Annotated in this window: 20 protein-coding genes; 10 read left to right on the top strand and 10 right to left on the bottom strand. The window is 65.9% G+C overall.

Annotated features, from left to right (window positions below; translation table 11 throughout):
- Nucleotides 1-133 precede the first annotated feature (133 nt).
- The 3 genes from mexE to LOY33_RS10405 are packed head-to-tail and all read left to right on the top strand — an operon-like array spanning nucleotide 134 to nucleotide 5,979.
- On the top strand, nucleotides 134-1,366 hold the full coding sequence (mexE, locus tag LOY33_RS10415; protein ID WP_043864073.1) for a multidrug efflux RND transporter periplasmic adaptor subunit MexE: 1,233 nt from the start codon (nucleotides 134-136) through the stop codon (nucleotides 1,364-1,366).
- Between the two features lie 12 nt (nucleotides 1,367-1,378).
- Complete coding sequence (locus tag LOY33_RS10410; RefSeq protein WP_054914324.1) at nucleotides 1,379-4,558, top strand: efflux RND transporter permease subunit; 3,180 nt, start codon at nucleotides 1,379-1,381, stop codon at nucleotides 4,556-4,558.
- Entirely contained in the window at nucleotides 4,555-5,979 is a 1,425-nt protein-coding gene (locus tag LOY33_RS10405; protein WP_258662561.1) for an efflux transporter outer membrane subunit, read from the top strand. The genes LOY33_RS10410 and LOY33_RS10405 overlap by 4 nt, the downstream gene beginning before the upstream one ends.
- A gap of 220 nt (nucleotides 5,980-6,199) precedes the next feature.
- Here the strand turns inward: LOY33_RS10405 and nfuA are convergent, their stop codons facing one another.
- The 3 genes from nfuA to LOY33_RS10390 all read right to left on the bottom strand — a co-directional run bounded on the left by nfuA (nucleotide 6,200) and on the right by LOY33_RS10390 (nucleotide 10,285).
- A complete protein-coding gene (gene nfuA / locus LOY33_RS10400; RefSeq protein WP_043864076.1) occupies nucleotides 6,200-6,784 on the bottom strand; it encodes a Fe-S biogenesis protein NfuA in 585 nt (194 codons plus the stop codon).
- 57 nt (nucleotides 6,785-6,841) lie between these two features.
- Nucleotides 6,842-7,876, bottom strand: coding sequence for an acyltransferase (locus LOY33_RS10395; protein WP_058540346.1), 1,035 nt, complete (start codon nucleotides 7,874-7,876; stop codon nucleotides 6,842-6,844).
- A 111-nt stretch (nucleotides 7,877-7,987) separates the two neighbouring features.
- Nucleotides 7,988-10,285 carry a fatty acid cis/trans isomerase gene (locus LOY33_RS10390; protein ID WP_054914322.1) on the bottom strand — a complete coding sequence of 766 codons (2,298 nt, stop codon included), beginning with the start codon at nucleotides 10,283-10,285 and terminating at the stop codon, nucleotides 7,988-7,990.
- Nucleotides 10,286-10,441: 156 nt separating this feature from the next.
- Here LOY33_RS10390 and metH point away from each other — a divergent pair, with 156 nt between their 5' ends.
- A complete protein-coding gene (gene metH, locus LOY33_RS10385) occupies nucleotides 10,442-14,149 on the top strand; it encodes a methionine synthase (protein WP_058540347.1) in 3,708 nt (1,235 codons plus the stop codon).
- Between the two features lie 54 nt (nucleotides 14,150-14,203).
- A complete protein-coding gene (locus tag LOY33_RS10380; RefSeq protein ID WP_043864080.1) occupies nucleotides 14,204-14,422 on the top strand; it encodes a DUF2970 domain-containing protein in 219 nt (72 codons plus the stop codon).
- A 98-nt stretch (nucleotides 14,423-14,520) separates the two neighbouring features.
- On the opposite strand, the gene LOY33_RS10375 is transcribed toward LOY33_RS10380, so the two are convergent.
- Entirely contained in the window at nucleotides 14,521-15,141 is a 621-nt protein-coding gene (locus LOY33_RS10375; RefSeq protein WP_236176165.1) for a TetR/AcrR family transcriptional regulator, read from the bottom strand.
- 159 nt (nucleotides 15,142-15,300) lie between these two features.
- Between LOY33_RS10375 and dkgB the strand changes: the two genes are divergently transcribed.
- Nucleotides 15,301-16,104: a 2,5-didehydrogluconate reductase DkgB gene (gene dkgB / locus LOY33_RS10370; RefSeq protein WP_078481166.1), complete on the top strand. Its 804-nt coding sequence runs from the start codon at nucleotides 15,301-15,303 to the stop codon at nucleotides 16,102-16,104.
- Here dkgB and LOY33_RS10365 read toward each other — a convergent pair whose 3' ends face one another.
- Genes LOY33_RS10365 through LOY33_RS10350 form a run of 4 tightly spaced genes read right to left on the bottom strand, consistent with a single transcriptional unit; the run spans nucleotide 16,105 to nucleotide 18,757 of the window.
- The gene (locus LOY33_RS10365) at nucleotides 16,105-16,344 is read right to left on the bottom strand and encodes a DUF2790 domain-containing protein (RefSeq protein ID WP_043864083.1); all 240 of its coding nucleotides are present in this window, start codon (nucleotides 16,342-16,344) and stop codon (nucleotides 16,105-16,107) included.
- 55 nt (nucleotides 16,345-16,399) lie between these two features.
- A complete protein-coding gene (locus LOY33_RS10360; RefSeq protein ID WP_210014112.1) occupies nucleotides 16,400-17,617 on the bottom strand; it encodes a cyanate transporter in 1,218 nt (405 codons plus the stop codon).
- On the bottom strand, nucleotides 17,617-18,072 hold the full coding sequence (locus LOY33_RS10355) for a nucleoside deaminase (protein WP_054914318.1): 456 nt from the start codon (nucleotides 18,070-18,072) through the stop codon (nucleotides 17,617-17,619). The genes LOY33_RS10360 and LOY33_RS10355 overlap by 1 nt, the downstream gene beginning before the upstream one ends.
- Nucleotides 18,073-18,091: 19 nt before the next feature.
- Nucleotides 18,092-18,757 carry an ankyrin repeat domain-containing protein gene (locus LOY33_RS10350; RefSeq protein WP_080922938.1) on the bottom strand — a complete coding sequence of 222 codons (666 nt, stop codon included), beginning with the start codon at nucleotides 18,755-18,757 and terminating at the stop codon, nucleotides 18,092-18,094.
- A gap of 92 nt (nucleotides 18,758-18,849) precedes the next feature.
- Here LOY33_RS10350 and LOY33_RS10345 point away from each other — a divergent pair, with 92 nt between their 5' ends.
- Nucleotides 18,850-19,773, top strand: a complete 924-nt coding sequence (locus LOY33_RS10345; protein WP_258662556.1) for a LysR substrate-binding domain-containing protein — start codon at nucleotides 18,850-18,852, stop codon at nucleotides 19,771-19,773.
- Here the strand turns inward: LOY33_RS10345 and LOY33_RS10340 are convergent.
- Entirely contained in the window at nucleotides 19,715-20,725 is a 1,011-nt protein-coding gene (locus tag LOY33_RS10340; RefSeq protein WP_058540352.1) for an AraC family transcriptional regulator, read from the bottom strand. The genes LOY33_RS10345 and LOY33_RS10340 overlap by 59 nt on opposite strands.
- Nucleotides 20,726-20,905: 180 nt before the next feature.
- Here LOY33_RS10340 and LOY33_RS10335 point away from each other — a divergent pair, with 180 nt between their 5' ends.
- Genes LOY33_RS10335 through LOY33_RS10325 form a run of 3 tightly spaced genes read left to right on the top strand, consistent with a single transcriptional unit; the run spans nucleotide 20,906 to nucleotide 23,567 of the window.
- Entirely contained in the window at nucleotides 20,906-22,090 is a 1,185-nt protein-coding gene (locus LOY33_RS10335) for an acetyl-CoA C-acyltransferase family protein (RefSeq protein WP_043861759.1), read from the top strand.
- Between the two features lie 13 nt (nucleotides 22,091-22,103).
- Nucleotides 22,104-22,952: a 3-hydroxybutyryl-CoA dehydrogenase gene (locus tag LOY33_RS10330; RefSeq protein WP_043861758.1), complete on the top strand. Its 849-nt coding sequence runs from the start codon at nucleotides 22,104-22,106 to the stop codon at nucleotides 22,950-22,952.
- Between the two features lie 9 nt (nucleotides 22,953-22,961).
- Nucleotides 22,962-23,567 (top strand): TetR/AcrR family transcriptional regulator, encoded by a 606-nt coding sequence (locus tag LOY33_RS10325; RefSeq protein WP_043861757.1) that lies wholly within the window; start codon nucleotides 22,962-22,964, stop codon nucleotides 23,565-23,567.
- 19 nt (nucleotides 23,568-23,586) lie between these two features.
- Here LOY33_RS10325 and LOY33_RS10320 read toward each other — a convergent pair whose 3' ends face one another.
- Nucleotides 23,587-23,964, bottom strand: coding sequence for a response regulator (locus LOY33_RS10320; protein ID WP_043861756.1), 378 nt, complete (start codon nucleotides 23,962-23,964; stop codon nucleotides 23,587-23,589).
- Nucleotides 23,965-24,000 lie beyond the last annotated feature (36 nt).

Raw genomic sequence — 24,000 nt, 5'->3', positions numbered from 1 at the left:
TGTAGGAGCGGGCTTGACCCGCGATGGTGTTCATATCATTCCGAATGATAGTTACCTTCGCCCCATTCGATTCGTTGTTAATAGTTACAAATCGCAGAATCCGCCCACTCTCAATACATTGGCGGATCTATCCATGGAACACTCACTCAAACCCTTGCGCTATCCCCTTGCTGCCCTGGCACTGGTGGTGATGAGTGCCTGTGGTCGTACCCCGGAGGCCCCGCAAGCGCCCGGTGCGCCGAAAGTCACGGTGGCCAAGGTGCTGGAGCAGCCCATCAACGAATGGGACGAGTTCACCGGCCGCCTCGAAGCCCCCGAAACCGTCGAAGTACGCCCGCGCGTTTCCGGCCAGATCGACCAGGTAGCCTTCACCGAAGGTGCCCAGGTCAAGAAAGGCGACCTGCTGTTCCAGATCGATCCGCGCCCGTTCCAGGCTCAGGTACGCCAACTTGAAGCCCAACTGCAACAAGCCCGCGCCACCGCCACCCGTAGCCAGACCGAAGCCCAGCGCGGCGAGCGCCTGCGCAGCAGCAATGCGATTTCCGCCGAACTCGCCGAGTCGCGCACCAGTGCCGCCGCCGAAGCCCGCGCCGGGGTGGCCGCGATCCAGGCGCAACTGGACCTGGCCAGGCTGAACCTGAGCTTCACCCGCGTGACCGCGCCCATCAGCGGCCGTGTCAGCCGCGCCGAGTTCACCGCCGGCAACATCGTCACCGCCGATGTCACCGCGCTCACCAGCGTGGTGTCCACCGACAAGGTCTACGCCTACTTCGACGCCGACGAGCGCGTGTACCTCAAGTACACCCAGCTGGCCCGCGACGGCCAGCGCGGCCAGAGCACCCCGGTGTACCTGGGCCTGTCCAACGAAACCGGCAACCCGCACCTGGGCCAGATGAACTTCGTCGACAACCAGGTCAACCCCAAGACCGGCACCATTCGCGGTCGCGCGGTGTTCGACAACAGCGACGGCCAGTTCACCCCCGGGCTGTACGCGCGCCTGAAACTGGTCGGCAGCGCCACCTATTCGGCCGTGCTGATCAACGACGAGGCCGTGGGCACCGACCTGGGCAAGAAGTTCGTGCTGGTGATGGACAAGGACAACAAGGCCGATTACCGCGCCGTGGAGCTGGGCCCCAAACTCGAAGGCCTGCGTATCGTGCGCAGCGGCCTGAGCAAGGAAGACCGCATCGTGGTCAAGGGCCTGCAGCGTGTACGCCCTGGCTCGCCGGTCAGCCCTGAAGAAACCCCGATGGCCAGCGATACCACCCTCGCCGCCCTCGCCCAGCAACGCCAGGCCCTGGAAGCCAGCACCCCGAGCAAGCCGGTCACGGTCAAGCTCGCCAGTGCCGCGGCACCACGCGGTTAAGGGACCAGACCGATGAATTTTTCCCAGTTCTTCATTACCCGGCCGATCTTCGCCGCCGTGCTGTCGCTGCTGATCCTGATCGCCGGCAGCATCTCGCTGTTCCAGCTGCCGATCAGCGAATACCCCGAGGTGGTACCGCCCACCGTGGTGGTGCGCGCCAACTTCCCCGGTGCCAACCCCAAGGTGATCGGCGAAACCGTGGCCGCGCCGCTCGAGCAGGCCATCACCGGTGTCGAGAACATGCTGTACATGTCCTCGCAGTCCACCGCCGACGGCAAGATCACCCTGACCATCACCTTCGCCCTGGGCACCGACCTGGACAACGCGCAGGTGCAGGTGCAGAACCGTGTGACCCGCACCCAGCCCAAGCTGCCCGAGGAAGTCACGCGTATCGGTATCACCGTCGACAAGGCCTCGCCCGACCTGACCATGGTGGTGCACCTGACCTCGCCGGACAACCGCTACGACATGCTCTACCTGTCCAACTACGCGATCCTCAACATCAAGGATGAGCTGGCTCGCCTGGGTGGCGTGGGTGACGTGCAGCTGTTCGGCATGGGCGACTACTCGCTGCGCGTATGGCTGGACCCGAACAAGACCGCCTCGCGCAACCTGACTGCCAGCGACGTGGTGGCTGCCATTCGCGAGCAGAACCGCCAGGTGGCCGCCGGCCAGCTCGGTTCGCCGCCCGCCCCCGGGGCCACCAGCTTCCAGCTGTCGGTCAACACCCAGGGCCGCCTGGTGAGCGAAGAGGAATTCGAGAACATCATCATCCGCTCCGGCGCCGACGGTGAAATCACCCGCCTCAAGGACATCGCCCGGGTGGAGCTGGGCTCCAGCCAGTACGCCCTGCGTTCGCTGCTCAACAACCAGCCGGCGGTGGCGATCCCGATCTTCCAGCGCCCTGGCTCCAACGCCATCGAGATCTCCGACGAAGTACGCGCCAAGATGGCCGAGCTGAAGAAGGACTTCCCCGAGGGCATGGACTACAGCATCGTCTATGACCCCACCGTGTTCGTGCGCGGCTCGATCGAAGCGGTGGTGCACACCCTGTTCGAGGCACTGATCCTGGTGGTGCTGGTGGTGATCCTGTTCCTGCAGACCTGGCGCGCCTCGATCATCCCGCTGGTGGCGGTACCGGTCTCGCTGATCGGCACCTTTGCGGTGATGCACCTGTTCGGCTTCTCGCTCAACGCGCTGTCGCTGTTCGGGCTGGTGCTGGCCATCGGTATCGTGGTGGACGACGCCATCGTGGTGGTGGAGAACGTGGAGCGCAACATCGAGCTGGGGCTCAACCCGCTGGAGGCGACCAAGCGCGCCATGAGCGAAGTGACCGGGCCGATCATCGCCACCGCGCTGGTGCTGTGCGCGGTGTTCATCCCGGCAGCGTTCATCTCCGGCCTGACCGGGCAGTTCTACAAGCAGTTCGCCTTGACCATCGCGATTTCCACGGTGATCTCGGCGTTCAACTCGCTGACCCTGTCGCCGGCGCTGGCTGCGGTGTTGCTCAAGGGCCATCACGCCCCCAAGGACCGCTTCTCGAAACTGCTCGACCGCCTGCTCGGCGGCTGGCTGTTCAAGCCGTTCAACCGCTTCTTCGAGCGTGCCAGCCATGGCTACGTGGGCACCGTGGGCCGCGTGATCCGCAGCAGCGGCATCGCCCTGTTCGTGTACGCCGGGCTGATGGTGCTGACCTGGATGGGCTTTGCCGCCACCCCGACCGGTTTCGTGCCCGCCCAGGACAAGCAGTACCTGGTGGCCTTCGCGCAACTGCCGGATGCGGCCAGCCTTGACCGCACCGAATCGGTCATCAAGAAGATGAGCGAGTTCGCCCTCAAGCAACCGGGTGTGGCCGATTCCATCGCCTTCCCGGGCCTGTCGATCAACGGGTTCACCAACAGCCCCAACAGCGGCATCGTGTTCGTCGCACTCAAGTCGTTCGACCAGCGCAAGGACCCCAGCCAGTCGGCCGCGGCGATTGCCGCCACGTTGAACGCGCAGTACGCCGACATCCAGGAAGCCTACATCGCGATCTTCCCGCCACCGCCGGTTCAGGGGCTGGGTACCATCGGCGGTTTCCGCCTGCAGATCGAAGACCGTGGCAACCTGGGCTACGAGGCGCTGTACAAGGAAACCCAGAACATCATCGCCAAGAGCCACAACGTGCCGGAGCTGGCCGGGCTGTTCACCAGCTACCAGGTGAATGTGCCGCAGGTGGATGCCGCCATCGACCGTGAGAAGGCCAAGACCCACGGTGTGGCGATCAACGATATCTTCGACACCCTGCAGATCTACCTGGGCTCGCTGTACGCCAACGACTTCAACCGCTTTGGCCGTACCTACCAGGTCAACGTGCAGGCCGAGCAGCAGTTCCGCCTGGATGCCGAGCAGATCGGCCAGCTCAAGGTGCGCAACAACCAGGGCGAGATGATCCCGCTGGCGACCTTCATCAAGGTCAGCGACACCTCCGGGCCGGACCGCGTGATGCACTACAACGGCTTCATCACCGCCGAGATCAACGGTGGCGCAGCACCCGGCTACAGCTCCGGCCAGGCCGAACAGGCCATGGCAAAACTGCTCAAGGAAGAGCTGCCCAACGGCATGACCTTCGAATGGACCGAGCTGACCTATCAGCAGATCCTGGCCGGCAACACCGCGCTGTTCGTGTTCCCGCTGTGCGTGCTGCTGGCGTTCCTGGTACTGGCTGCCCAGTACGAGAGCTGGAGCCTGCCGCTGGCGGTGATCCTGATCGTGCCGATGACCCTGCTGTCGGCCATTACCGGGGTGATCCTGTCCGGTGGCGACAACAACATCTTCACCCAGATCGGCCTGATCGTACTGGTGGGGCTGGCGTGCAAGAACGCGATTCTTATCGTCGAGTTCGCCAAGGACAAGCAGGCCGAAGGGCTCGACCCGCTGGCTGCGGTGCTGGAAGCCTGCCGGCTGCGGCTGCGCCCGATCCTGATGACCTCGTTCGCCTTCATCATGGGTGTGGTGCCGCTGGTGTTCTCCTCCGGGGCCGGCGCCGAAATGCGCCATGCCATGGGTGTGGCGGTGTTCTCCGGGATGATCGGGGTGACGATTTTCGGCCTGTTGCTGACCCCGGTGTTCTTTGTGTTGATCCGTCGTTATGTAGAGCGCAGCGAGGCCCGCAAGGCGGCCCGCCAGCTGCAGCTGGAGAACCAGGCATGAACCACTTGAAACTGTGGGCACCGAGCCTGCTGGTACTGGCCCTGGCCGCCTGTGCGGTCGGCCCGGACTACCAGGCCCCGCACACCGACGCCGCGCACCTGGCGGCGGCCGATGCGCAGGAGGCCAAGGCGGCCTTCGACCGCACCCGCTTCGATGCGATCTGGTGGCGTCAGTTCGACGACCCGGTCCTCAACCAGCTGGTGAGCCAGTCGCTGGCCGACAACCGCGAGCTGCGCGTGGCGTTTGCGCGCCTGAAAGCGGCGCGGGCGATTCGTGACGATGTGAGCAACGATGCGCTGCCCACCGTCACCAGCCGCGCCAGCAGCGACCTGGGCAAGGGTCAGATACCTGGCCAGACCGACCGCCGGGTCAACAGCGAGCGCTACGACCTGGGCCTGGACATGGCCTGGGAGCTTGACCTGTTCGGCCGCATTCAGCGCCAGCTGGAAGCCAGCGAGGCGCAGGAGGCCGCGGCCCAGGCCGACCTGCAACAATTGCAGGTGAGCCTGATTGCCGAGCTGGTTGATGCTTATGGACAACTGCGCGGTGCGCAGTTGCGCGAGAAGATAGCCCTGGCCAACCTCAAGACCCAGCAGGATTCGCGCGGCATTACCGAAACCCTGCGTGATGCAGGGGTTGGCAACGAATTGGACGTGGTGCGCGCCGATGCGCGCCTGGCGGCGGTAGAGGCCAGCGTGCCGCAGCTGCAGGCCGAGCAGGTGCGTTCGCGCAACCGCATCGCCACCTTGCTGGGGCAGCGGCCGGATGCGTTGAGTGTCGACCTGTCGCCGGCGCAGTTGCCGGCGATTGCCAAGGCCCTGCCGATTGGCGACCCGGGCGAACTGCTCAAGCGTCGCCCGGATGTGCGCAGTGCCGAGCGCCAGCTGGCGGCGGCCACGGCGAATGTGGGGGTGGCCACGGCCGACCTGTTCCCGCGGGTGAGCCTGAGCGGCTTCCTGGGCTTTACCGCAGGGCGTGGTTCGCAGTTGGGGTCGAGTGCGGCGCAGGCGTGGGCACTGGGCCCGAGCATCACCTGGGCGGCGTTCGACCTGGGCAGTGTGCGGGCGCGTCTGCGCGGCGCGAATGCCGAGGCCGAGGGTGCGTTGGCGACCTATGAGCAGCAGGTGCTGCTGGCGTTGGAAGAGTCGGAGAATGCGTTCAGCGATTACGCCAAGCGTCAGCAACGGCTGATGGCGCTGCTGCGCCAGAGCGAGGCGAGCCGCAAGGCGGCGGACCTGGCGTCGATTCGTTACCGCGAGGGTACGGTGGATTACCTGGTGCTGCTGGATGCCGAGCGTGAACGGCTCACTGCCGAGGACGCGCAGGCGTTGGGCGAGGTGGACCTGTATCGCGGGATCGTGGCGATCTACAAGGCACTCGGTGGTGGCTGGCAGACCGACAGCGTGGCTGCGGCGAACTGATTCAGAGCTCCTTTGGTTGGTTAGCACCGACCACTTTGCCCCGCCATTGGCGGGGCTTTTTTTTGAGGCCTTGCGGGCCTCTTCGCCGGCACATCGGCCTTCTTGGCCCTTGAAATGCAGCGGGCCCCTTCGCCGGCAAGGCCGGCTCCTACACAGGTCACGGTAAACCTGTAGGAGCCGGCCTTGCCGGCGAAGGGGCCCGCCAGAACGCTACAACTGCTTAGTAGTAGGCGTTTTCTTTCTGCGAATGGTCGGTCACGTCACGCACGCCCTTGAGCTCCGGAATGCGTTCGAGCAAGGTGCGCTCGATGCCTTCGCGCAAGGTAACGTCGGCCTGGCCGCAACCCTGGCAACCACCGCCGAACTGCAGCACCGCAATGCCGTCCTCGACTACTTCGATCAGGTTGACCTGACCGCCGTGGCTGGCCAGCCCCGGGTTGATCTCGGTTTGCAGGTAGTAGTTGATGCGCTCGTTGATCGGGCTGTCGGCATTGACCATCGGCACCTTGGCGTTCGGCGCCTTGATGGTCAGCTGGCCGCCCATGCGGTCGGTGGCGTAGTCCACCACCGCATCCTCCAGAAACGGGATGCTGACCGCATCCAGGTAGGCGGTGAAGGACTTGAGCCCCACCGCTTCGTCTTCCGGCTTTTCTTCACCTGGCTTGCAGTAGGCAATGCAGGTTTCGGCGTAGCTCGTACCCGGCTGGGTAATGAAAATGCGAATGCCAATGCCTGGGGTATTCTGCTTTTCCAGCAGATCGGCCAGGTAATCGTGCGCGGCGTCGGTAATCGTTATGGCGCTCATGTAAGTTCCTCACAGACTTGTGCGCAGTTTACGCCAACACGGCCGGCGAACAAAGTCCTAGTAATTCTGTCGGGAAAGTGCCACCGGCACCGCCGGGCCCAGACGCGCCTCGAACCAGCCACTCATGCGCCGGTACAGGCCCTTTTCCAGCCAGCGGTAACTGGCCCACGACGCCCCGCCGATCAGCGGCACGCACAGCGCGAACACCAGGTAGGGGTTGAGCCCCAGACGCTCGCTGGCAAACCAGCCGCCGTACAGCACCAGCACATGGATCAGGTACACCGAATAGGAGCAGTCGCCCAGTGCCTTGAGCACCCGGTTGCCCTTGAAATACGGCTCCAGCGAGATGCACGCCAGCACGATCAGCGCACTCGGCAGGCCCCAGTGCAACAGGCGTGACGAAGCATCCAGGCGGTAGATCGCCACCGATGCGGCCGCCAGGGTCAGCAACGGCAGCCACAGCCCCTGGGCAATCCAGCCGCGCCGGTAGAGCACGCCGATGGCTACGCCCAGCAGGAACTCGTAGATGATGTTGTTGCTGTAGAACCGCCCCAGCACGCCCAGGCCGGTGAGCACCTCGCTGACCGCGAACAGCGCCAGCGCCACCAGCCACAGGTGATGGCGCTGGCGCACCAGGAACACCAGCGAGAACAGCAGGTAGAAGAACATCTCGTAGTTCAGCGTCCAGCCCACGTTGAGCGTGGGGTACAGGCCGTAGCCGCCGGGGTTTTCCGCCGGAATGAACAGCAGCGACAGCAGCAGGTGCGACAGCTCCAGGGTCTGATGCGGCATCCACTGGCTGGCCACCACCAGCAGCAGCGCCATCAGGCCGGTATAGAACCAGTAGGCCGGCACGATGCGCAGCACCCGGTTGAGCAGAAAGCGCCTGGGCGCCATGGGTTTGTCGCGGGTCGAGAGGTAGATCACCAGCCCGCTGATGACGAAGAAGATGTCCACCCCGACCGCACCGCGATCGGCCAGAAACTGCCCTACCGGGCCGCTGGCCTTGAAGTCGAAGAAGATCTGCATGAAGTGGTGACAGACCACCACCCAGGCGGCGAGCGCCCTCAATGCCTGAAGCGAAAACAGCATGTCGATTCCCGTCTCTCGTTACCCCACCCTGGCCCCGCACAAATCGGGACCGCTTGCGGGTGGGACTACGAAAGGCCGGGAAAGATCAGCCCGATCTGCCCGGCGGTTGCTTCAGAGGTTCTCGTAGCGGTTCATGTCGAGCACGCCGGCCTCCACCGGATCGGTCTGCTGGATGTAGCGGCTCAGGTCATGAAAGTACTGCCAGAACTGCGGGTGGCTGCGGCGCACGCCCCAGCGCATGACGATGCGCTCGAAGCGGGCCGGATCGTCCCGCGCCGCCTCCATGTCCTCGACCCACTCGGGCACGTCGCTGGCCGGAATGTTGAACATGAAGTTGGGGTAGCTGCTCATCACCCCCGGGTAGAGGGTCAGGGTGTCCAGCCCCGGCTGGTAGCGGTAGGCCTCGCCGAGCATGAACGCCACGTTGCTGTGGGCGCGGTTGCGCAGCAGGCTGTAGACCTTGCGCTGGCCGCCCTGCCCTTCGATGCGCAGCATGGTCGCCTCGGGCAGCTGGCCGATCACCTTGAGCCCGGCCGCCGGGCGCGAGGCCAGCCGGCTCAGGGCCTGCTCCACGTCACGGAACTCCTCGCTGCCGGGCAGCGAGCAGTACGCGCCCTGGCAGCGGTTGATCGGGTCGGGCGCAGCGTTCAGGCTGCCGGTGCGCTCCACCAGCTTGAGGCCGAAGTCGCGCTTGGGGTCGCGCGGGTCGAGCTTGAGGGCGGTCGGGGTCTTGCTGTCGATCGCCTCGTAGTCCAGCCACATCTTGACCTTGCCGCTGTTCTGGTACCAGTCGCCGAGGATGTCGCTGCGCTGCTTGGCCGGCATCAGGCGCAGGAAGTTGACCTCGGCCCCGTTGCGGATCAGGTCGAAGTACAGGCGCGTCTGCGCCTGGTGCGAGACGTTGCCGTACACGTCGAAATTCACCGCCAGCTGGTAATAGGTGCGCTCGAACAGCGGGTAGTCGAACAGCCACAGGGTCTTGGGCACATCACCGATCAGGCCCTTGCTCACCGAGGCGCTGTCGAAGTGGCGGAAGATGGTCAGCAAGGCATTGTCGTTGCCGGCCCACAGGCTCGACCAGCTCGGTGGCGGCAGGTCGGCATAGGCGTCGCGGCGCAGTTTTTCGTACTCGTTGCGCTTGTCGCGGTAGGCGTGCCACAGGGTCAGGATGCTGCCCACGTCGTCGATCTGACCGGGCATCGCCAACAGGGGCGTGGCCTTGCCGCGGTACTCGGCATCGGTGATGTAGCGGTCGTGTGCCGGCTCCTGGAACAGGGTCCAGAAGTTGTCGCGGATCACGTCGGTGGCGATCTGCCCACGGCATACCGGGCCGCGAATGAAGGTGCGCACGAAGTACTCGGCGTTATCGAGCATGAACTGGTAGCGCGCTATCGCCGGGATCGCCTCGAAGGTCTCGAACGGGTTGGCGCGGTGGCGCGGGCCGTAGCCGGGCAAGGCCGTGGCATGCCAGTCGCCGCTGTAGAACAGCTGCTTGACGCGCTTGAGCTTGTTCGGCCCCATCGGGTAGGTGATGTGGGTCTTGTGCACGATCACGCCCTGCACGGGCATCAGGCGGTAGTAGAAGTCGGTGCCGGGCGGATCGTTGGGGCGGCGTGTGGCGATCAGGTCGATCGGCTGGCCGCTGGGCGTGCGCGAGCGCACCCACTGGAAGAAGTGGCCCTGCTCGCCGCCGACAAAGTAGATGTGCGCCAGGAACAGGTGCTCGTACAGCCAGCGCCCCACCAGCGCCTCGGTGGACCCGGGGCGGTTGAGCAGCGCCTCCCATTCGGTGATCTGCGCGGCCTCGCTGGCACTTGGCTGGATCGGGTTGTACTCCACCGGCGCACCGGCGGCGAACCAGCGCTGCAGGGTCTGGTACTCGGCATCGGTAAGGCCGGTGACGGCCAGCGGCATGCCCTCCCTGGGGTGGGCGCCGGCGTAGGCGTCGAACTCGCCGGGCAGCGGGCACATGTTGTTGCGGTTGAGCCCCAGCACGATCTCCTCGGGCAGCTTGGCGTTGGGGGTGAGCGGCGTGTTGTGGCCCAGCTCGAGCATGCGCGCCATCAGCGCGGCCTGGCTGCCCTGGCTGTCGAGCACCGAACTGAAGCCCTTGCGCTGCCAGGCCTCGACGCTGTGCGCGTCGTAGAACAGCCGGGTCGGCGCGACCGCCGTACTGCGGTCGCCCTGATACACAGGCACCTTGGAGGCACCGCGCGCGGCGCCCTCGGCACTGCCCAGGTTCAGCTGGCAGGCCGCGTCGTTGCAGGCATGGCAGGCAACGCACTTCTCGGTGAAGATCGGTTGGATGTCCCGGGTATAGGAAATAGCCGGGCTTGTGACGGGGGCTTGTCCGAGCGCCGCGCCGCTGATGAGCAGTGCGAAGGCGCCGGCAAGTAAACGATGCACCATGTGCCGAATGTCCTGGGTATTGATAGCTTCACGATTCTACCGGTGGCGGCAGCGTGCCAACATGAATCAAATTCATGCAAACCGGCAACACGCCTAAAAACCGCGCAGGTTTGTTATTATTCCGCAACTTTTGTATTTGCCCGACCAGGTAGTCCTATGTCTGACCGCAGCGCCCGTTACCAAGCACTTCAGCAAGCCCTCAAAGAGCGCATACTGATCCTCGATGGCGGCATGGGTACTATGATCCAAAGCTACCGCCTGGAGGAACACGACTATCGTGGCACGCGCTTTGCCGACTGGCCTAGCGACGTCAAGGGTAACAACGACCTGCTGCTGCTTTCGCGCCCCGACGTGATCGCAGCCATCGAGAAAGCCTACCTGGATGCCGGCGCCGACATCCTCGAAACCAACACCTTCAACGCCACCCAGGTATCCCAGGCCGACTACGGCATGGAATCGCTGGTGTACGAACTCAACGTGGAAGGTGCGCGCATCGCCCGCCAGGTGGCCGATGCCAAGACCCTCGAGACCCCCGACAAGCCGCGCTTCGTCGCCGGGGTGCTGGGCCCCACCAGCCGGACCTGCTCGATCTCCCCGGATGTCAACGACCCCGGCTACCGCAACGTCACCTTCGACCTGCTGGTGGAAAACTACATCGAGGCCACCCGCGGCCTGATCGAGGGCGGCGCCGACCTGATCCTGATCGAGACCATCTTCGACACCCTCAATGCCAAGGCGGCGATCTTCGCCGTGCAGCAGGTGTTCGAGGACGACGGCATCGAGCTGCCGATCATGATCTCGGGCACCATCACCGACGCCTCGGGCCGTACCCTCTCGGGCCAGACCACCGAGGCGTTCTGGAACTCGGTACGCCACGCCAACCCGATCTCGGTGGGCCTGAACTGCGCACTGGGCGCCAAGGACCTGCGCCCCTACCTCGAAGAGCTGTCGAACAAGGCCGGCACCCACGTTTCGGCGCACCCCAACGCCGGCCTGCCGAACGCCTTCGGCGAGTACGACGAGACCCCGGCCGAAACCGCCGCGGTGATCGAAGAGTTCGCCGCCAGTGGGTTTCTGAACATCATCGGCGGTTGCTGCGGCACCACCCCGGGGCATATCCAGGCCATCGCCGAGGCAGTGGCCAAGTACCCGCCACGGGCGATCCCCGAGATTCCCAGGGCCTGCCGCCTGTCGGGCCTGGAGCCGTTCACCATCGACCGCAGCTCGCTGTTCGTCAACGTCGGCGAACGCACCAACATCACAGGTTCCGCCCGTTTCGCGCGGCTGATCCGTGAAGAGAACTACACCGAGGCGCTGGAAGTGGCCCTGCAGCAGGTCGAGGCCGGCGCCCAGGTGATCGACATCAACATGGACGAAGGGATGCTCGATTCCCAGGCGGCCATGGTCAAGTTCCTCAACCTGATCGCCGGCGAACCCGACATCTCCCGGGTGCCGATCATGATCGACTCCTCCAAGTGGGAAGTGATCGAGGCCGGCCTCAAGTGCATCCAGGGCAAGGGCATCGTCAACTCGATCTCGATGAAGGAAGGCGTCGAGGCGTTCAAGCACCATGCCCGCCTGTGCAAGCGCTACGGCGCCGCCGTGGTGGTGATGGCCTTCGACGAGGTCGGCCAGGCCGATACCGCCGCCCGCAAGCGCGAGATCTGCAAGCGCAGCTACGACATCCTGGTCGATGAGGTGGGCTTCCCGCCCGAAGACATCATCTTCGACCCGAACATCTTCGCCGTGGCCACCGGCATCGAGGAACACAACAACTACGCGGTGGACTTCATCGAGGCCTGTGCCTACATCCGCGACCACCTGCCGTATGCACTGACCTCCGGCGGGGTATCCAACGTGTCGTTCTCGTTCCGTGGCAACAACCCGGTGCGCGAGGCGATCCACTCGGTGTTCCTCTACCACGCGATCCAGAACGGCCTGACCATGGGCATCGTCAACGCCGGCCAGCTGGAGATCTACGACGAGATCCCGGCGCTGCTGCGCGAGAAGGTCGAGGACGTGGTGCTCAACCGCACCCCCGACGGCACCGATGCGCTGCTGGCGATTGCCGACGACTACAAGGGCGGCGGCGCGGTCAAGGAGGTCGAGAACGAGGAGTGGCGTTCGCTGCCGGTGGACAAGCGCCTCGAGCACGCCCTGGTCAAAGGCATCACCGCGTTCATCGTCGAGGACACCGAGGAGTGCCGCCAGCAGTGCGCGCGCCCCATCGAGGTGATCGAGGGGCCGCTGATGAGCGGCATGAACGTGGTGGGCGACCTGTTCGGCGCAGGCAAGATGTTCCTGCCCCAGGTGGTCAAGTCGGCGCGGGTGATGAAGCAGGCGGTGGCTCACCTGATCCCGTTCATCGAACTGGAAAAAGGCGACAAGCCCGAGGCCAAGGGCAAGATCCTGATGGCCACGGTCAAGGGCGACGTGCACGACATCGGCAAGAACATCGTCGGCGTGGTGCTCGGCTGCAACGGCTACGACATCGTCGACCTGGGCGTGATGGTGCCGGCCGAGAAGATCCTGCAGGTGGCGCGCGAGCAGAAGTGCGACATCATCGGCCTGTCGGGGCTGATCACACCGTCGCTGGACGAAATGGTGCACGTGGCCCGCGAGATGCAGCGCCAGGACTTCCACCTGCCGCTGATGATCGGGGGGGCAACCACCTCCAAGGCGCATACCGCGGTGAAGATCGAGCCCAAGTACAGCAACGACGCGGTGGTCTACGTGACCGACGCCTCGCGTGCGGTGGGCGTGGCCACGCAGTTGCTGTCCAAAGAGCTCAAGCCGGCCTTCGTGCACAAGACCCGCGAGGACTACGTGGAGGTGCGCGAACGCACCGCCAACCGCAGCGCGCGCACCGAGCGCCTGAGCTATGCGCAGTCGATCGAGGCCAAGCCGAAATACGACTGGTCTGCCTACCAGCCGGTGGCACCAACCTTTACCGGTACCCGCGTGCTGGAGAACATCGACCTCAAGGTGCTGGCCGAGTACATCGACTGGACGCCGTTCTTCATCTCCTGGGACCTGGCTGGCAAGTACCCGCGCATCCTCAACGACGAGGTGGTGGGCGAAGCGGCCACCGCCCTGTTCGCCGATGCACAGGAAATGCTGGCCAAGCTGATCGACGAGAAGCTGATCAGTGCCCGCGCGGTGTTCGGCTTCTGGCCGGCCAACCAGGTGGCGCACGACGACATCGAGGTGTACGGCGATGACGGCCAGCCCCTGGCCCTGCTGCACCACCTGCGCCAGCAGACGATCAAGCCCGACAGCAAGCCCAATTTCTGCCTGGCCGACTTCGTGGCGCCCAAGGACAGCGGCATCACCGACTACGTGGGCGGCTTCATCACCACCGCCGGCATCGGCGCCGAGGAAGTGGCCAAGGCCTACCAGGACAAGGGCGACGACTACAGCTCGATCATGGTCAAGGCCCTGGCCGACCGCCTGGCCGAGGCCTGCGCCGAGTGGCTGCACGAGCAGGTGCGCAAGGAGTACTGGGGCTATGCCAAGGACGAGCACCTGGACAACGAGGCGCTGATCAAGGAGCAGTACGCGGGTATCCGCCCTGCCCCGGGCTACCCGGCGTGCCCGGACCACACCGAGAAGGAAACCCTGTTCCGCCTGCTCGACGGCACGGCGATCGGCGAGACCGGCCCGAGCGGCGTGTTCCTCACCGAGCACTTCGCGATGTTCCCGGCGGCGGCGGTCAGCGGCTGGTACTTTGCCCACCCGCAGGCGCAGTACTTTGCCGTGGGCAAGGTCGACAAGGACCAGGTCCAGAGCTACACCGCGCGCAAGGGGCAGGACCTGGCGGTAACCGAGCGCTGGCTGGCGCCCAACCTGGGGTACGACAACTAAGCGCTGGTGAGGCAAGGGTCTACACTGAGCTGAAGCCTTTTACAGGAGCAGATCATGGAAGACCCGGCCGAACACAAACCGCCGACCTTCTGGCAAATGCTGCACAGCGTGCTGGCTGCAGCCTTTGGCGTGCAGACCGGCAAGAACCGCGCCCGCGACTTCACCCACGGCAAGCCCGCGCACTTCATTGCGCTGGGCACGGCCTTCACGCTGGTGTTCATCCTGGTGCTGATAGGGCTGGTTCAGCTGGCGATGCACCTCACCGCACGCTGAGGCGACCGTGTTGGCGCCTTCGCCGGCAACGCCGGCTCCTACAGGTCATGTGTGGCCCTGTGGGAGCCGGCCTTGCCGGCGAAAAGGCCGGTACAGCCTCAGGGCTCCAGCCCGATCCCGCGCAGTATCACGCTGGTCACCGTCTGCAACGCCCGCTCGAACTGCGGTTCGCTCAGCGGCTGGTGCGCGTTGAGCAGGCTCACCTGGTGGCTGAAGTCGGCGTAGTGCTGGGTCGAGGCCCAGATCATGTACAGCAGCCCCGAGGGCTCCACCGGCAGAATCCGCCCGTCCTCGACCCACTGGCGAATCTTGCCCTCCTTGAGCTTGGCCCATCCGTACAGGCTGTCATCCAGCGCCGCCCCCAGGTGCGGCGCACCGTGGATGATCTCGTTCGCCCACACCTTGGAGCCGTGCGGGCGGGTCCAGGAATGGTTCATCTTGGCGCGGATATAGGTGCTGAGCACGATGCGCGGGTCATCGTAGAGCTCGAAGCACAGGGCGTCCTGCTTCCACACTTCCAGCAAGCCGAACAGCACCGCCTGGTACAGCTCGGCCTTGGTGCTGAAGTAATAGTGCACGTTACTGCGCGGCAGCGCGGCGGCCTCGGCGATGTCGGCCATGGCCGTGCCGGCAAAGCCCTTCTCGGCAAAGACCTTTTCTGCTGCCAGCAGGATGCTGTCGACATTGCGTTGGCGAATGCTGTGCTTGTGCGCGGCCATGGGCGGGTCCGTTGCGGATGACCCTGCAAGGCTACCACCGCCAGGGCGATTCGTGCCGCACGCTCAAAAAAGTTGTGCCGCGGGCGGTGTTTTTCAGCGCTGTGCGCTGTCCGATACTGCGCCTCACCGCATTACATCCCACACAAGAGGACGCACTCCATGACTATTCCCCTGCTCGGCCTGGGCACCTTCCGGCTCAAGGACCAGGTGGTCATCGACTCGGTCAGCCAGGCCCTCGAACTGGGCTATCGGGCCATCGACACCGCGCAGATCTACGGCAACGAGGCCGACGTCGGGCACGCCATCGCCGCCAGCGGCGTTGCACGCAACGAGCTGTTCCTGACCAGCAAGATCTGGACCGAGAACCTGGGCGCCGACAAGCTGATCCCCAGCCTGAAAGAGAGCCTGCACAAGCTGGGCACCGATTATCTGGACCTGACCCTGATCCATTGGCCGTCGCCCAAGGGCGCCGTGCCGGTGGCCGAGTTCATGGGCGCCCTGCTCGAAGCGAAGCGCCAGGGCCTGACCCGCCAGATCGGCGTGTCCAACTTCACCATCGCCTTGCTGCGTCAGGCCATCGAGGTGGTTGGCGCCGAACAGATCGCCACCAACCAGATCGAGCTGCACCCCTACCTGCAGAACCGCACGCTGGTGGATTTCATGCACGAACAGGGCATCGCGGTGACCTCCTACATGACCCTGGGCTATGGCAAGGTGCTGCACGATCCGCTGATCCAGCAGATCGCCGAACACCATGGCGCCACCCCGGCGCAGGTGGCCCTGGCCTGGGCGATGCAGCTGGGCTATGCGGTGATCCCCTCCTCGACCCGGCGTGAAAACCTGGCCAGCAACCTGAAGGCAGCGCAGCTGCGCCTGAGCGAACAGGACATGGCGCAGATTGCCGGCCTGGACAAGGGCGAGCGCCTGGTCGACCCCGAGTCGCTTGCACCCGCCTGGGACTGATCAACCGCGGTCGGTGCACACCTTGGCCAGTTTCAGGTACTGCACGGTGTGCTGCCGGCCGGCAGAGTCCACGTAGGTCATGTACGCCTTCACCACGTCGCAGACCTCGGTGGCCGGCTCGTCCAGTTGCACCACGCGCGCCACGTCCAGTGGCATGCCGTACTGATAGACCGTGGTCGTCTGGGCCTGGGCGGCACCGGCCAGCAACAGCGCCAGGGGCAGCAGCATTCGCAGCGTCATGACAGTTCTCCCGTGAAATGGAAGGCACGCCCGGCACCGGCGCGCGCCGACCCTTTCAGTGTGGTGCCATGCCTGCCCTGGCGTCGCTTTCGCGGATCAACGGCATGCCCATCGCCTGCGCATAGCCGCTGGGGGCGAAGCGCCAGGTCACCAGCAGCATCAGCAGCACCGTCACGCTCAGCAGCAGCCAGGAGGCCTGGAAGTCGCCGCTGACGTCGCGCAACCAGCCGGTGACGTAAGGCACGATGCCGGTGATGATGAAGCCCACGCCCTGCACGAACGCCGCCAGCGCCCCCGCACTGGCGGGGGCCTTGAGGTGCTCGAGGGTCAGCGTGAGGCTGAGGCTGAAGCACGCGCCCAGGCCGAAGCCGATCAGGGCCACCCATAGCCCGGCGATTGCCGGGGCCAGCAGCAGGCCGACAAAGCCTGTCAGTTGCACGGTCAACGCCAGCCACAGGCCGGGGCGCCGATCCACCAGGCGACGCAGCAGCAAGGGCAGCCCGAGGGCGCCGGCCACCTGGAACACGGTCATCAGCCCCACCAGCTCGCCCCCGCCCTGGGCACTGCCGCCGACCTGCTGGTAGTAGGCCGGCAGCCACGCCACCATGCTGGTGTAGCCGCCATTGATCAGCCCGAAATAGACCGCCAGCAGCCATGCCCGACGGCTGCCGAACAGGTGCCCGCTGGCACCTGCGCCGCCGACCGCCGCTTCGAGCTGCGGGCGCACCCAGGCCCATACCGCGAACGCCAGCAAGGCCGGCAACAGCCAGATGCCCAGGCCTGCCTGCCAGTGCGAGAACTGCTCGGCCACCCGCGGCCCGAGCACGGCGGCGGCCCCGCCGCCGCTCATCAGGGCTGCCGAATACACACCCATGGCCATGGCCAGGCGGTGAGGAAACCAGCGGTTGACCAGCCCCGGCATCAGCGCCTGAATGCAGGCCACCCCAAGCCCGGCCAATGCTGCGCTGGCGATCAGCGCAGCGGCGGAGTCGAGGGTCAGGCGCCAGGCGCAGGCCAGCGCGATGGCGGCCAGCCCGGCGAGCATCGCGCCCTGCTCGCTGACCCAGCGGCGCAACCAGGGTTGCAGCAAGGGCACCAGCCCCATGCACAGCACGGGCAAGGCGGTCAGCAGCGCGGCCTGCTGGTAGCCGATGCCGGTGCTCTGGCGGATGGCCTCCAGCAATGGGCCGATGCTGGTGAGGATGGGGCGCAGGTTCAGCGCCATCACCACCACCAGCAACAGCAGCAAGGTACTGCGAGCCTGCTCGCGCATCACCCCTGCACCTGCCGCCAGGCGGCGTACAGGCCCTGCTCGCCGGCTGGCTTCAGGGGTGCCAGGGGCAGCGACTGCTGCTGCGGCGGGCGTGCCATCTGCGCGTACACCGCTGCCGTCGACAGGCCATAGGGCTCGCCGTCTTCGTTGCTGTAGGCGAACCAGGCGCGCTCGATACCGCACAGGTGCATGGCGGCCAGGCACATCGGGCAGGGGTGGCCGGTGGCGTAGATTTCGCAGCCTTCCAGGCGCGGGCTGCCGAGCACCTGACTGGCCAGGCGGATGGCCTGCAGTTCGGCGTGGGCGGTCGGGTCCTGGGTCAGGTGGATCTGGTTGACCGCCTCGGCGATCACCCGGCCCTGGTGCACCAGCACCGCCGCGAACGGGCGGCCGCCGGCCTGGATGTTAGCCCGGGCCAGCCCCAGCGCTTGCTGCATGAAATGTTCGTTGGCCATGGTCAGGCTCCTGTCAGGTTCAATGGGCATCGTGGGCCAGCAGCAACTCGACGATCCGCTGCTGGCCGCGTTCCCGGGCGTGCTGCAGGGGCGTCACGCCCTGGCGGTCGGCAAGGTTGACGTCGGCACCGGCGTCGATCAGCAGTTGCACGATGGCCTGGTGGCGCGGGCCGCCATCGCTGAGCAGGATGGCTTCGAGCAGCCCGGTCCAGCCCAGCGAGTTCACGTGGTCGGGTGCAACGCCGGCGGCCAGCAGGCGGGCGACCACCTCGACATGGCCGCGCTCGCATGCGGGGATCAGCGCCGTGCCGCCATAGCGGTTGGTGCTCTTGAGGTCCGCGCCATGGGCCAGGGTCATCTCCAGAATCTGCAACTGGCCTTCGGCGCCGGCCAGCAGATACGGGCTGTCGTGCATCCAGTTGCTGGCGTTGACGTCGGCGCCGGCGTCGATCAACCGGCGCGCCGCCGCCACATGCCCGCCGGCGGTGGCCAGCAGCAACGGCGTATTGTTGCGCGAGTCGCGCTGATCGACGTCGGCGCCCTGGGCCAGCAAGGCGCCGACGCGGGTGGGGTTGCCGCTGGCGGCCGCTTCGAGCAAGGTGTCGGCCGCCCCGGCGGCCCCGGCGATGCCGAGGCTGGCGCACAGCCCGGCAACCCCGTACATCCAGTGTCTGAGCAATGACATGGCGCCTCCTTTGGTGCAATGAAGCGGGATTATCCGAGGCTTGGGGTGTAGCATGAAATTAATTGATTTCATGCATACCAGTGGGTAATCGAATGCTTGACCCCGTACTGCTGCGCAGCTTCGTGACCGTGGTGGAAACCGGCAACTTCACCCGCGCCGCCGAGCGCCTGCACCTGACCCAGTCGACCATCAGCCAGCAGATCATCCGGCTGGAGCAGCACCTGGGGGTGCGCCTGCTGGATCGCAGCCAGCGCCAGGTGTGGCCGACCGAAGACGGCGAACGCCTGCTGGGGTATGCCCGGCGCCTGCTGCGCCTGGACGAAGAGGCGCGCCAGGCGTTCAGCCCGGTGCAGGCGCAACGGGCGCTACGCCTGGGGGTGCCGGAAGACCTGGCCGGGGAAGTGCTGACCGAGCCATTGAGCCGGTTCATCGGCGAGCGCCCGCATGTGCGCCTGGAGGTCGAGAGCGGGCTGAGCAGCCCGCTGCTGCGCCTGTACCGTGATGGTGAGCTGGACCTGCTGCTGGTCAAGCAATGGGGTGCGGACCGCGACCGCCATGCCGGCTGGCACGAGCCGTTGTCGTGGGTGTGCAGTGCCGGGCAGACGCAGCTGGCCGACCCGGTGCCGCTGGTGGTGTTTCCGGTGGGGGCGCTGTACCGGCAGGAAATGATCAATGCGCTGGAAGCCCGTGGGCGCAGCTGGCGTATCAGCTATTCGAGCACCAGTCTGGCCAGCCTGGGGGCGGCGGTGAGTGCGGGGTTGGGCGTGAGCCTGATACCGACCCGCAGCGTGTTGCCGACCCATCGGGTGCTGGGTGAGGCGCAGGGGTTTACCCCGGTCCAGGGTCTGGAGCTGGCGTTGTACGGGCGCAAGGGGCTGGATGCCGATGGCCTGGCGCTGCGCGAGCTGCTGCAGGCCCTGTGCGAGCAGCGCGCAGGGTGTCGAGGGGGCCAGCCCCCTACTCCCCCGCCACCCGCGCCCGATAGCTCCCCGGGCTCTCCCCCGTCCATTTCTTGAACGCGCGATGAAACGCGCTGGGCTCCTGGAAGCCGGTCTGCTCGGCAATCTGCGCCACGCTCAGCACACCATCGCGCAAGCATTCGAACGCCAGTGCACGGCGCACCTCGTCCTTGATCTGCTGGTACGAACACCCCTCACGCTCCAATTGCCGGCGAAAACTGCTCGGGCTCAGGCCCTCGGCTGCCGCCATGCCCAGCAAGGTTGGCCACTGGCCGTACTGACGCCCGCGCAGATGCCGGTATACCCGCGCCGCCAATCCGTTCTGGTTGCGGTAGCGCACCACCAGCCACTGCGGCGCACTGCGCAGGAAGGTCTTGAGCGCACCCAGGTCCTGTACCACCGGCAAGCGCAGGTAGTGCGCCGAGAACTCGACCTGGGTGCGGCCACTGCCCAACTGCAGGTTCGGCCCCCACAGCAACGCGTCGTCCTCCAGCACCGCACGCCCGTCGCGCAGTTCGGTACGGTCGATGGCGATGCGCCGCCCCCCCAGCCAGCACAGCAGGCTGACCACCAGCACCAGGAAGGTCTCCTCGGCATATACCCGCGTCTGCGCATCGTCGAAATGCGACTCCAGGCTTATCACCGCACGCTGCCCGCGCACCACCAGGCGCCCGCGCACGTCACGCAGGAACAGGCCGAAGTTGCTCAGGCACTGGCGCAAGGCCTTTTCCAGCGTCGGCTCCTGGATCAGCCCACGACAGATCAGGGCGAAACTGCCCAGCGGCATGCCGTGGCTGTCGAGGTTGAAGAATTCGTCGCCCAGGTCTTCAATGAGCAGCAGCCACAGCCGTGCGAACGCCCTGGCCGGCACCCGTGCATCGGGTGCGTCCACCACTGCCGGGTCGATGCCCGCCTGCACCAGCAACGCACTGGCGCGCGCCGGCTGTTGGCGCAGTGTGTGCAGCATGATGTGCACGAAGTACACCGCGACCGAATCGTTTTCCCGCATGACTGTTTCCGCTATGCAGCGTAAGAATATGGCAAAAAGTGCCAGCCTCGCTGGGCAGTTATGGCATAGGCCCAGGCGTGGCCTTTGCCTAGACTCGAACCCATCCCGAGCGTGGCCCCGGGCGCCATTCTGGCAGAGCCAGGCAGCGCCCCGCCACGCTTTCGCACACTGGAGTCGCGTATGAACACCCCGCAAATCTATGTAGTGAGCGCCGTTCGCTCGGCCATCGGCACCTTCGGCGGCTCGCTCAAGGACCTGCCCCTGGCCGACCTGGCCACCCAGGTGACCCGCGCCGCCATCGAACGCTCCGGCATTGCCCCCGAACAGATCGGCCACATGGTCATGGGCAACGTGATCCCCACCGAGCCGCGTGACGCGTACCTGGGCCGCGTGGCCGCGATGAACGCCGGCGTGCCCAAGGAAACCCCGGCATTCAACGTCAACCGCCTGTGCGGCTCGGGCCTGCAGGCCATCGTCTCGGCCGCGCAGAGCCTGCTGCTGGGCGAGGCCGAGGCGGTGATTGCCGCCGGCGCCGAATCCATGAGCCGCGGCCCGTACCTGCTGCCGCAGGCGCGCTGGGGCGCGCGCATGGGTGACCTGAAGGGTGTCGACTACATGCTGGGCATTCTGCAGGACCCGTTCGAAGGCTTTCACATGGGCATCACCGCCGAGAACGTGGCGGCGAAAAACGGCATCACCCGCCAGATGCAGGACGAGGTGGCCCTGACCAGCCAGCAGCGCGCCGCCCGCGCCATCGCCGAAGGCCGCTTCACCAGCCAGATCGTGCCCATCGAGATCCCGAGCCGCAAAGGTCCGGTACGTTTCGAGGTGGACGAGCATGTGCGTGGCGATGTGAGTGCCGAGCAACTGGCCGGCATGAAGCCTGCCTTCAAGAAGGACGGCACCGTCACCGCCGGCAACGCCAGCGGCCTCAACGACGGCGCCGGCGCCCTGGTGCTGGCCACCGGCGAAATGGTCGAGCGCCTGGGCCTGCGCCCGCTGGCGCGCCTGGTGGCCTATGCACATGCAGGCGTCGAGCCCGAGCTGATGGGCCTGGGCCCGGTGCCGGCCACGCGCAAGGTGCTGGAAAAGGCCGGCCTGAGCGTCGCCGACCTGGACGTGATCGAGTCCAACGAAGCCTTCGCTGCCCAGGCCTGCGCCGTGTCGCGGGAACTGGGCCTGGACCCCGAAAAGGTCAACCCCAACGGCTCGGGCATTTCCCTGGGCCACCCGGTGGGAGCCACCGGGGCCATCATCGCCACCAAGGCGATCCATGAGCTGCAACGTATCCAGGGCCGCTACGCGCTGGCCACCATGTGCATCGGCGGCGGTCAGGGTATCGCCGTCGTGTTCGAACGTGTTTGAGTCGGAGTTAACCGTGAGTATTGAAAACATCGCCGTGATCGGCGCCGGCACCATGGGCAACGGGATTGCCCAGGTGTGTGCAGTGGCCGGCTACCAGGTCACCCTGATCGACGTGTCCGAGGCCGCGCTGGAGCGTGGCCTGGCCACCCTGCGCAAGAACCTGGAGCGCCAGGTCAGCAAGCAGACCCTGCAGGCCGAACAGGCCGAGGCAGCCCTGACGCGCATCGCCACCAGCACCGATTACGCGCAGCTCAAGGGCGCGCAGCTGGTGATCGAGGCAGCCACCGAGAACCTCGCCCTGAAGGTGAAGATTCTGCAGCAGGTGGCCGCCAGCGTGGCCGACGACTGCGTCATCGCCACCAACACCTCGTCGCTGTCGATCACCCAGCTGGGCGCATCGGTGAGCCAGCCCGAACGTTTCATCGGCGTGCACTTCTTCAACCCGGTGCCGATGATGGCGCTGGTCGAGATCATTCGCGGCCTGCAGACCAGCGACGCCACCTACGCCAGCGCCATGGCCCTGACCGAGCGCGTGGGCAAGACCGCCATCAGTGCCGGCAACCGCCCGGGCTTCGTGGTCAACCGCATCCTGGTGCCGATGATCAACGAGGCGATCATGGTGCTGCAGGAAGGCCTGGCCAGCGCCGAGGACATCGACACCGGCATGCGCCTGGGCTGCAACCAGCCCATCGGCCCGCTGGCCCTGGCCGACCTGATCGGCCTGGACACGCTGCTGGCGATCATCGAGTCGTTCCACGACGGCTTCAACGACAGCAAGTACCGCCCCGCTGCCCTGCTCAAGGAAATGGTCGCCGCCGGCTACCTGGGGCGCAAGAGCGGCCGCGGCTTCTTCACCTACTGAGGTACGGGCATGCCGCAGACCTGCGCCGAACGTTGCGCCAACTTTGAAGAACGTCGGGACAAGGCACTCGAACTCTTTGCGGTCAAGGGGTTCGGCCAGGTCAGCATGCGTGAACTGGCCAGCCACCTGGGGCTGACGGCAGGCTCGCTGTATCACCACTTCCCGAGCAAGCAGCACCTGCTGTTCGACCTGATCGAAGAGCTGTTCGAGGAGTTGCTGGCCACCCTGCAGCCCCGTGGACGCGGCAAGCCCGAGGCCACGGCGTTGAGCCGGGTGATAAAGGCACACTGGGCGCTGCATGCCGAGCGCCCGTTGCAGTTTCGCCTGGCCGAACGTGACCTGTGCTGCCTGAGCGAGGAACAACAGGCACGCATCGCCCAGCTGCGCCGTGAATACGAAACCCGCCTGTTGCAGCTGATCGCCCCTCACGCGGCCCTGCCGCCGCCGGCCCGGGAGGCGACCGGCCATGTCATCGCCACGCTGCTCAACAGCCTGCCCGGCTGGTTGCAGGCCTCACCGCTGGGGCAGCCACAACGCCTGGCGCTGATGGAAAACATGCTGCTGGGGGCGATAGAGCGCACCCTGCAGACCGGTGCGCTGGACGCTGCCGCTTGAACTCACGCCAACGTCAGGCCTATTTCAGGAGTTCCTGAATCTGGTCGCGCAGGCTGTCCAGGTCGAACGGCTTGGCCAGGATCGGTGCCTTGAACGCGATCGGGCTGCCCGACTCACGGATCTCCGCCGGGTAGCCACTGATGAAGATCACCTTCAGGTCCGGGCGCAGCTTGACCGCAGGTTCGGCGATCTGTACCCCTGAAATACCGCCCGGCAGGCGGAAGTCGGTCACGATAAGGTCCAGGTGCGGCTTGCTGGCCAGGATCTTGAATGCCTGCTCGCCATCTTCGGCCACCAGCACGTGATAGCCCTCGCCTTGAAGATAGTCCTTCAGGATCATGCGAATGACCGGTTCGTCTTCGACGACCAGTACTACATCTTGCGCATCTTCACTCATGCCAATGCCTTCAACTCGTATTTGATTCATGGGGGA

Origin of the sequence: Pseudomonas sp. B21-036 (genome assembly GCF_024748925.1) — a bacterium.
Classification (GTDB): domain Bacteria; phylum Pseudomonadota; class Gammaproteobacteria; order Pseudomonadales; family Pseudomonadaceae; genus Aquipseudomonas; species Aquipseudomonas palmensis.
The sequence above is the reverse complement of the archived record's forward strand: the minus strand, read 5'-3'. Positions and strand labels throughout refer to the sequence as shown.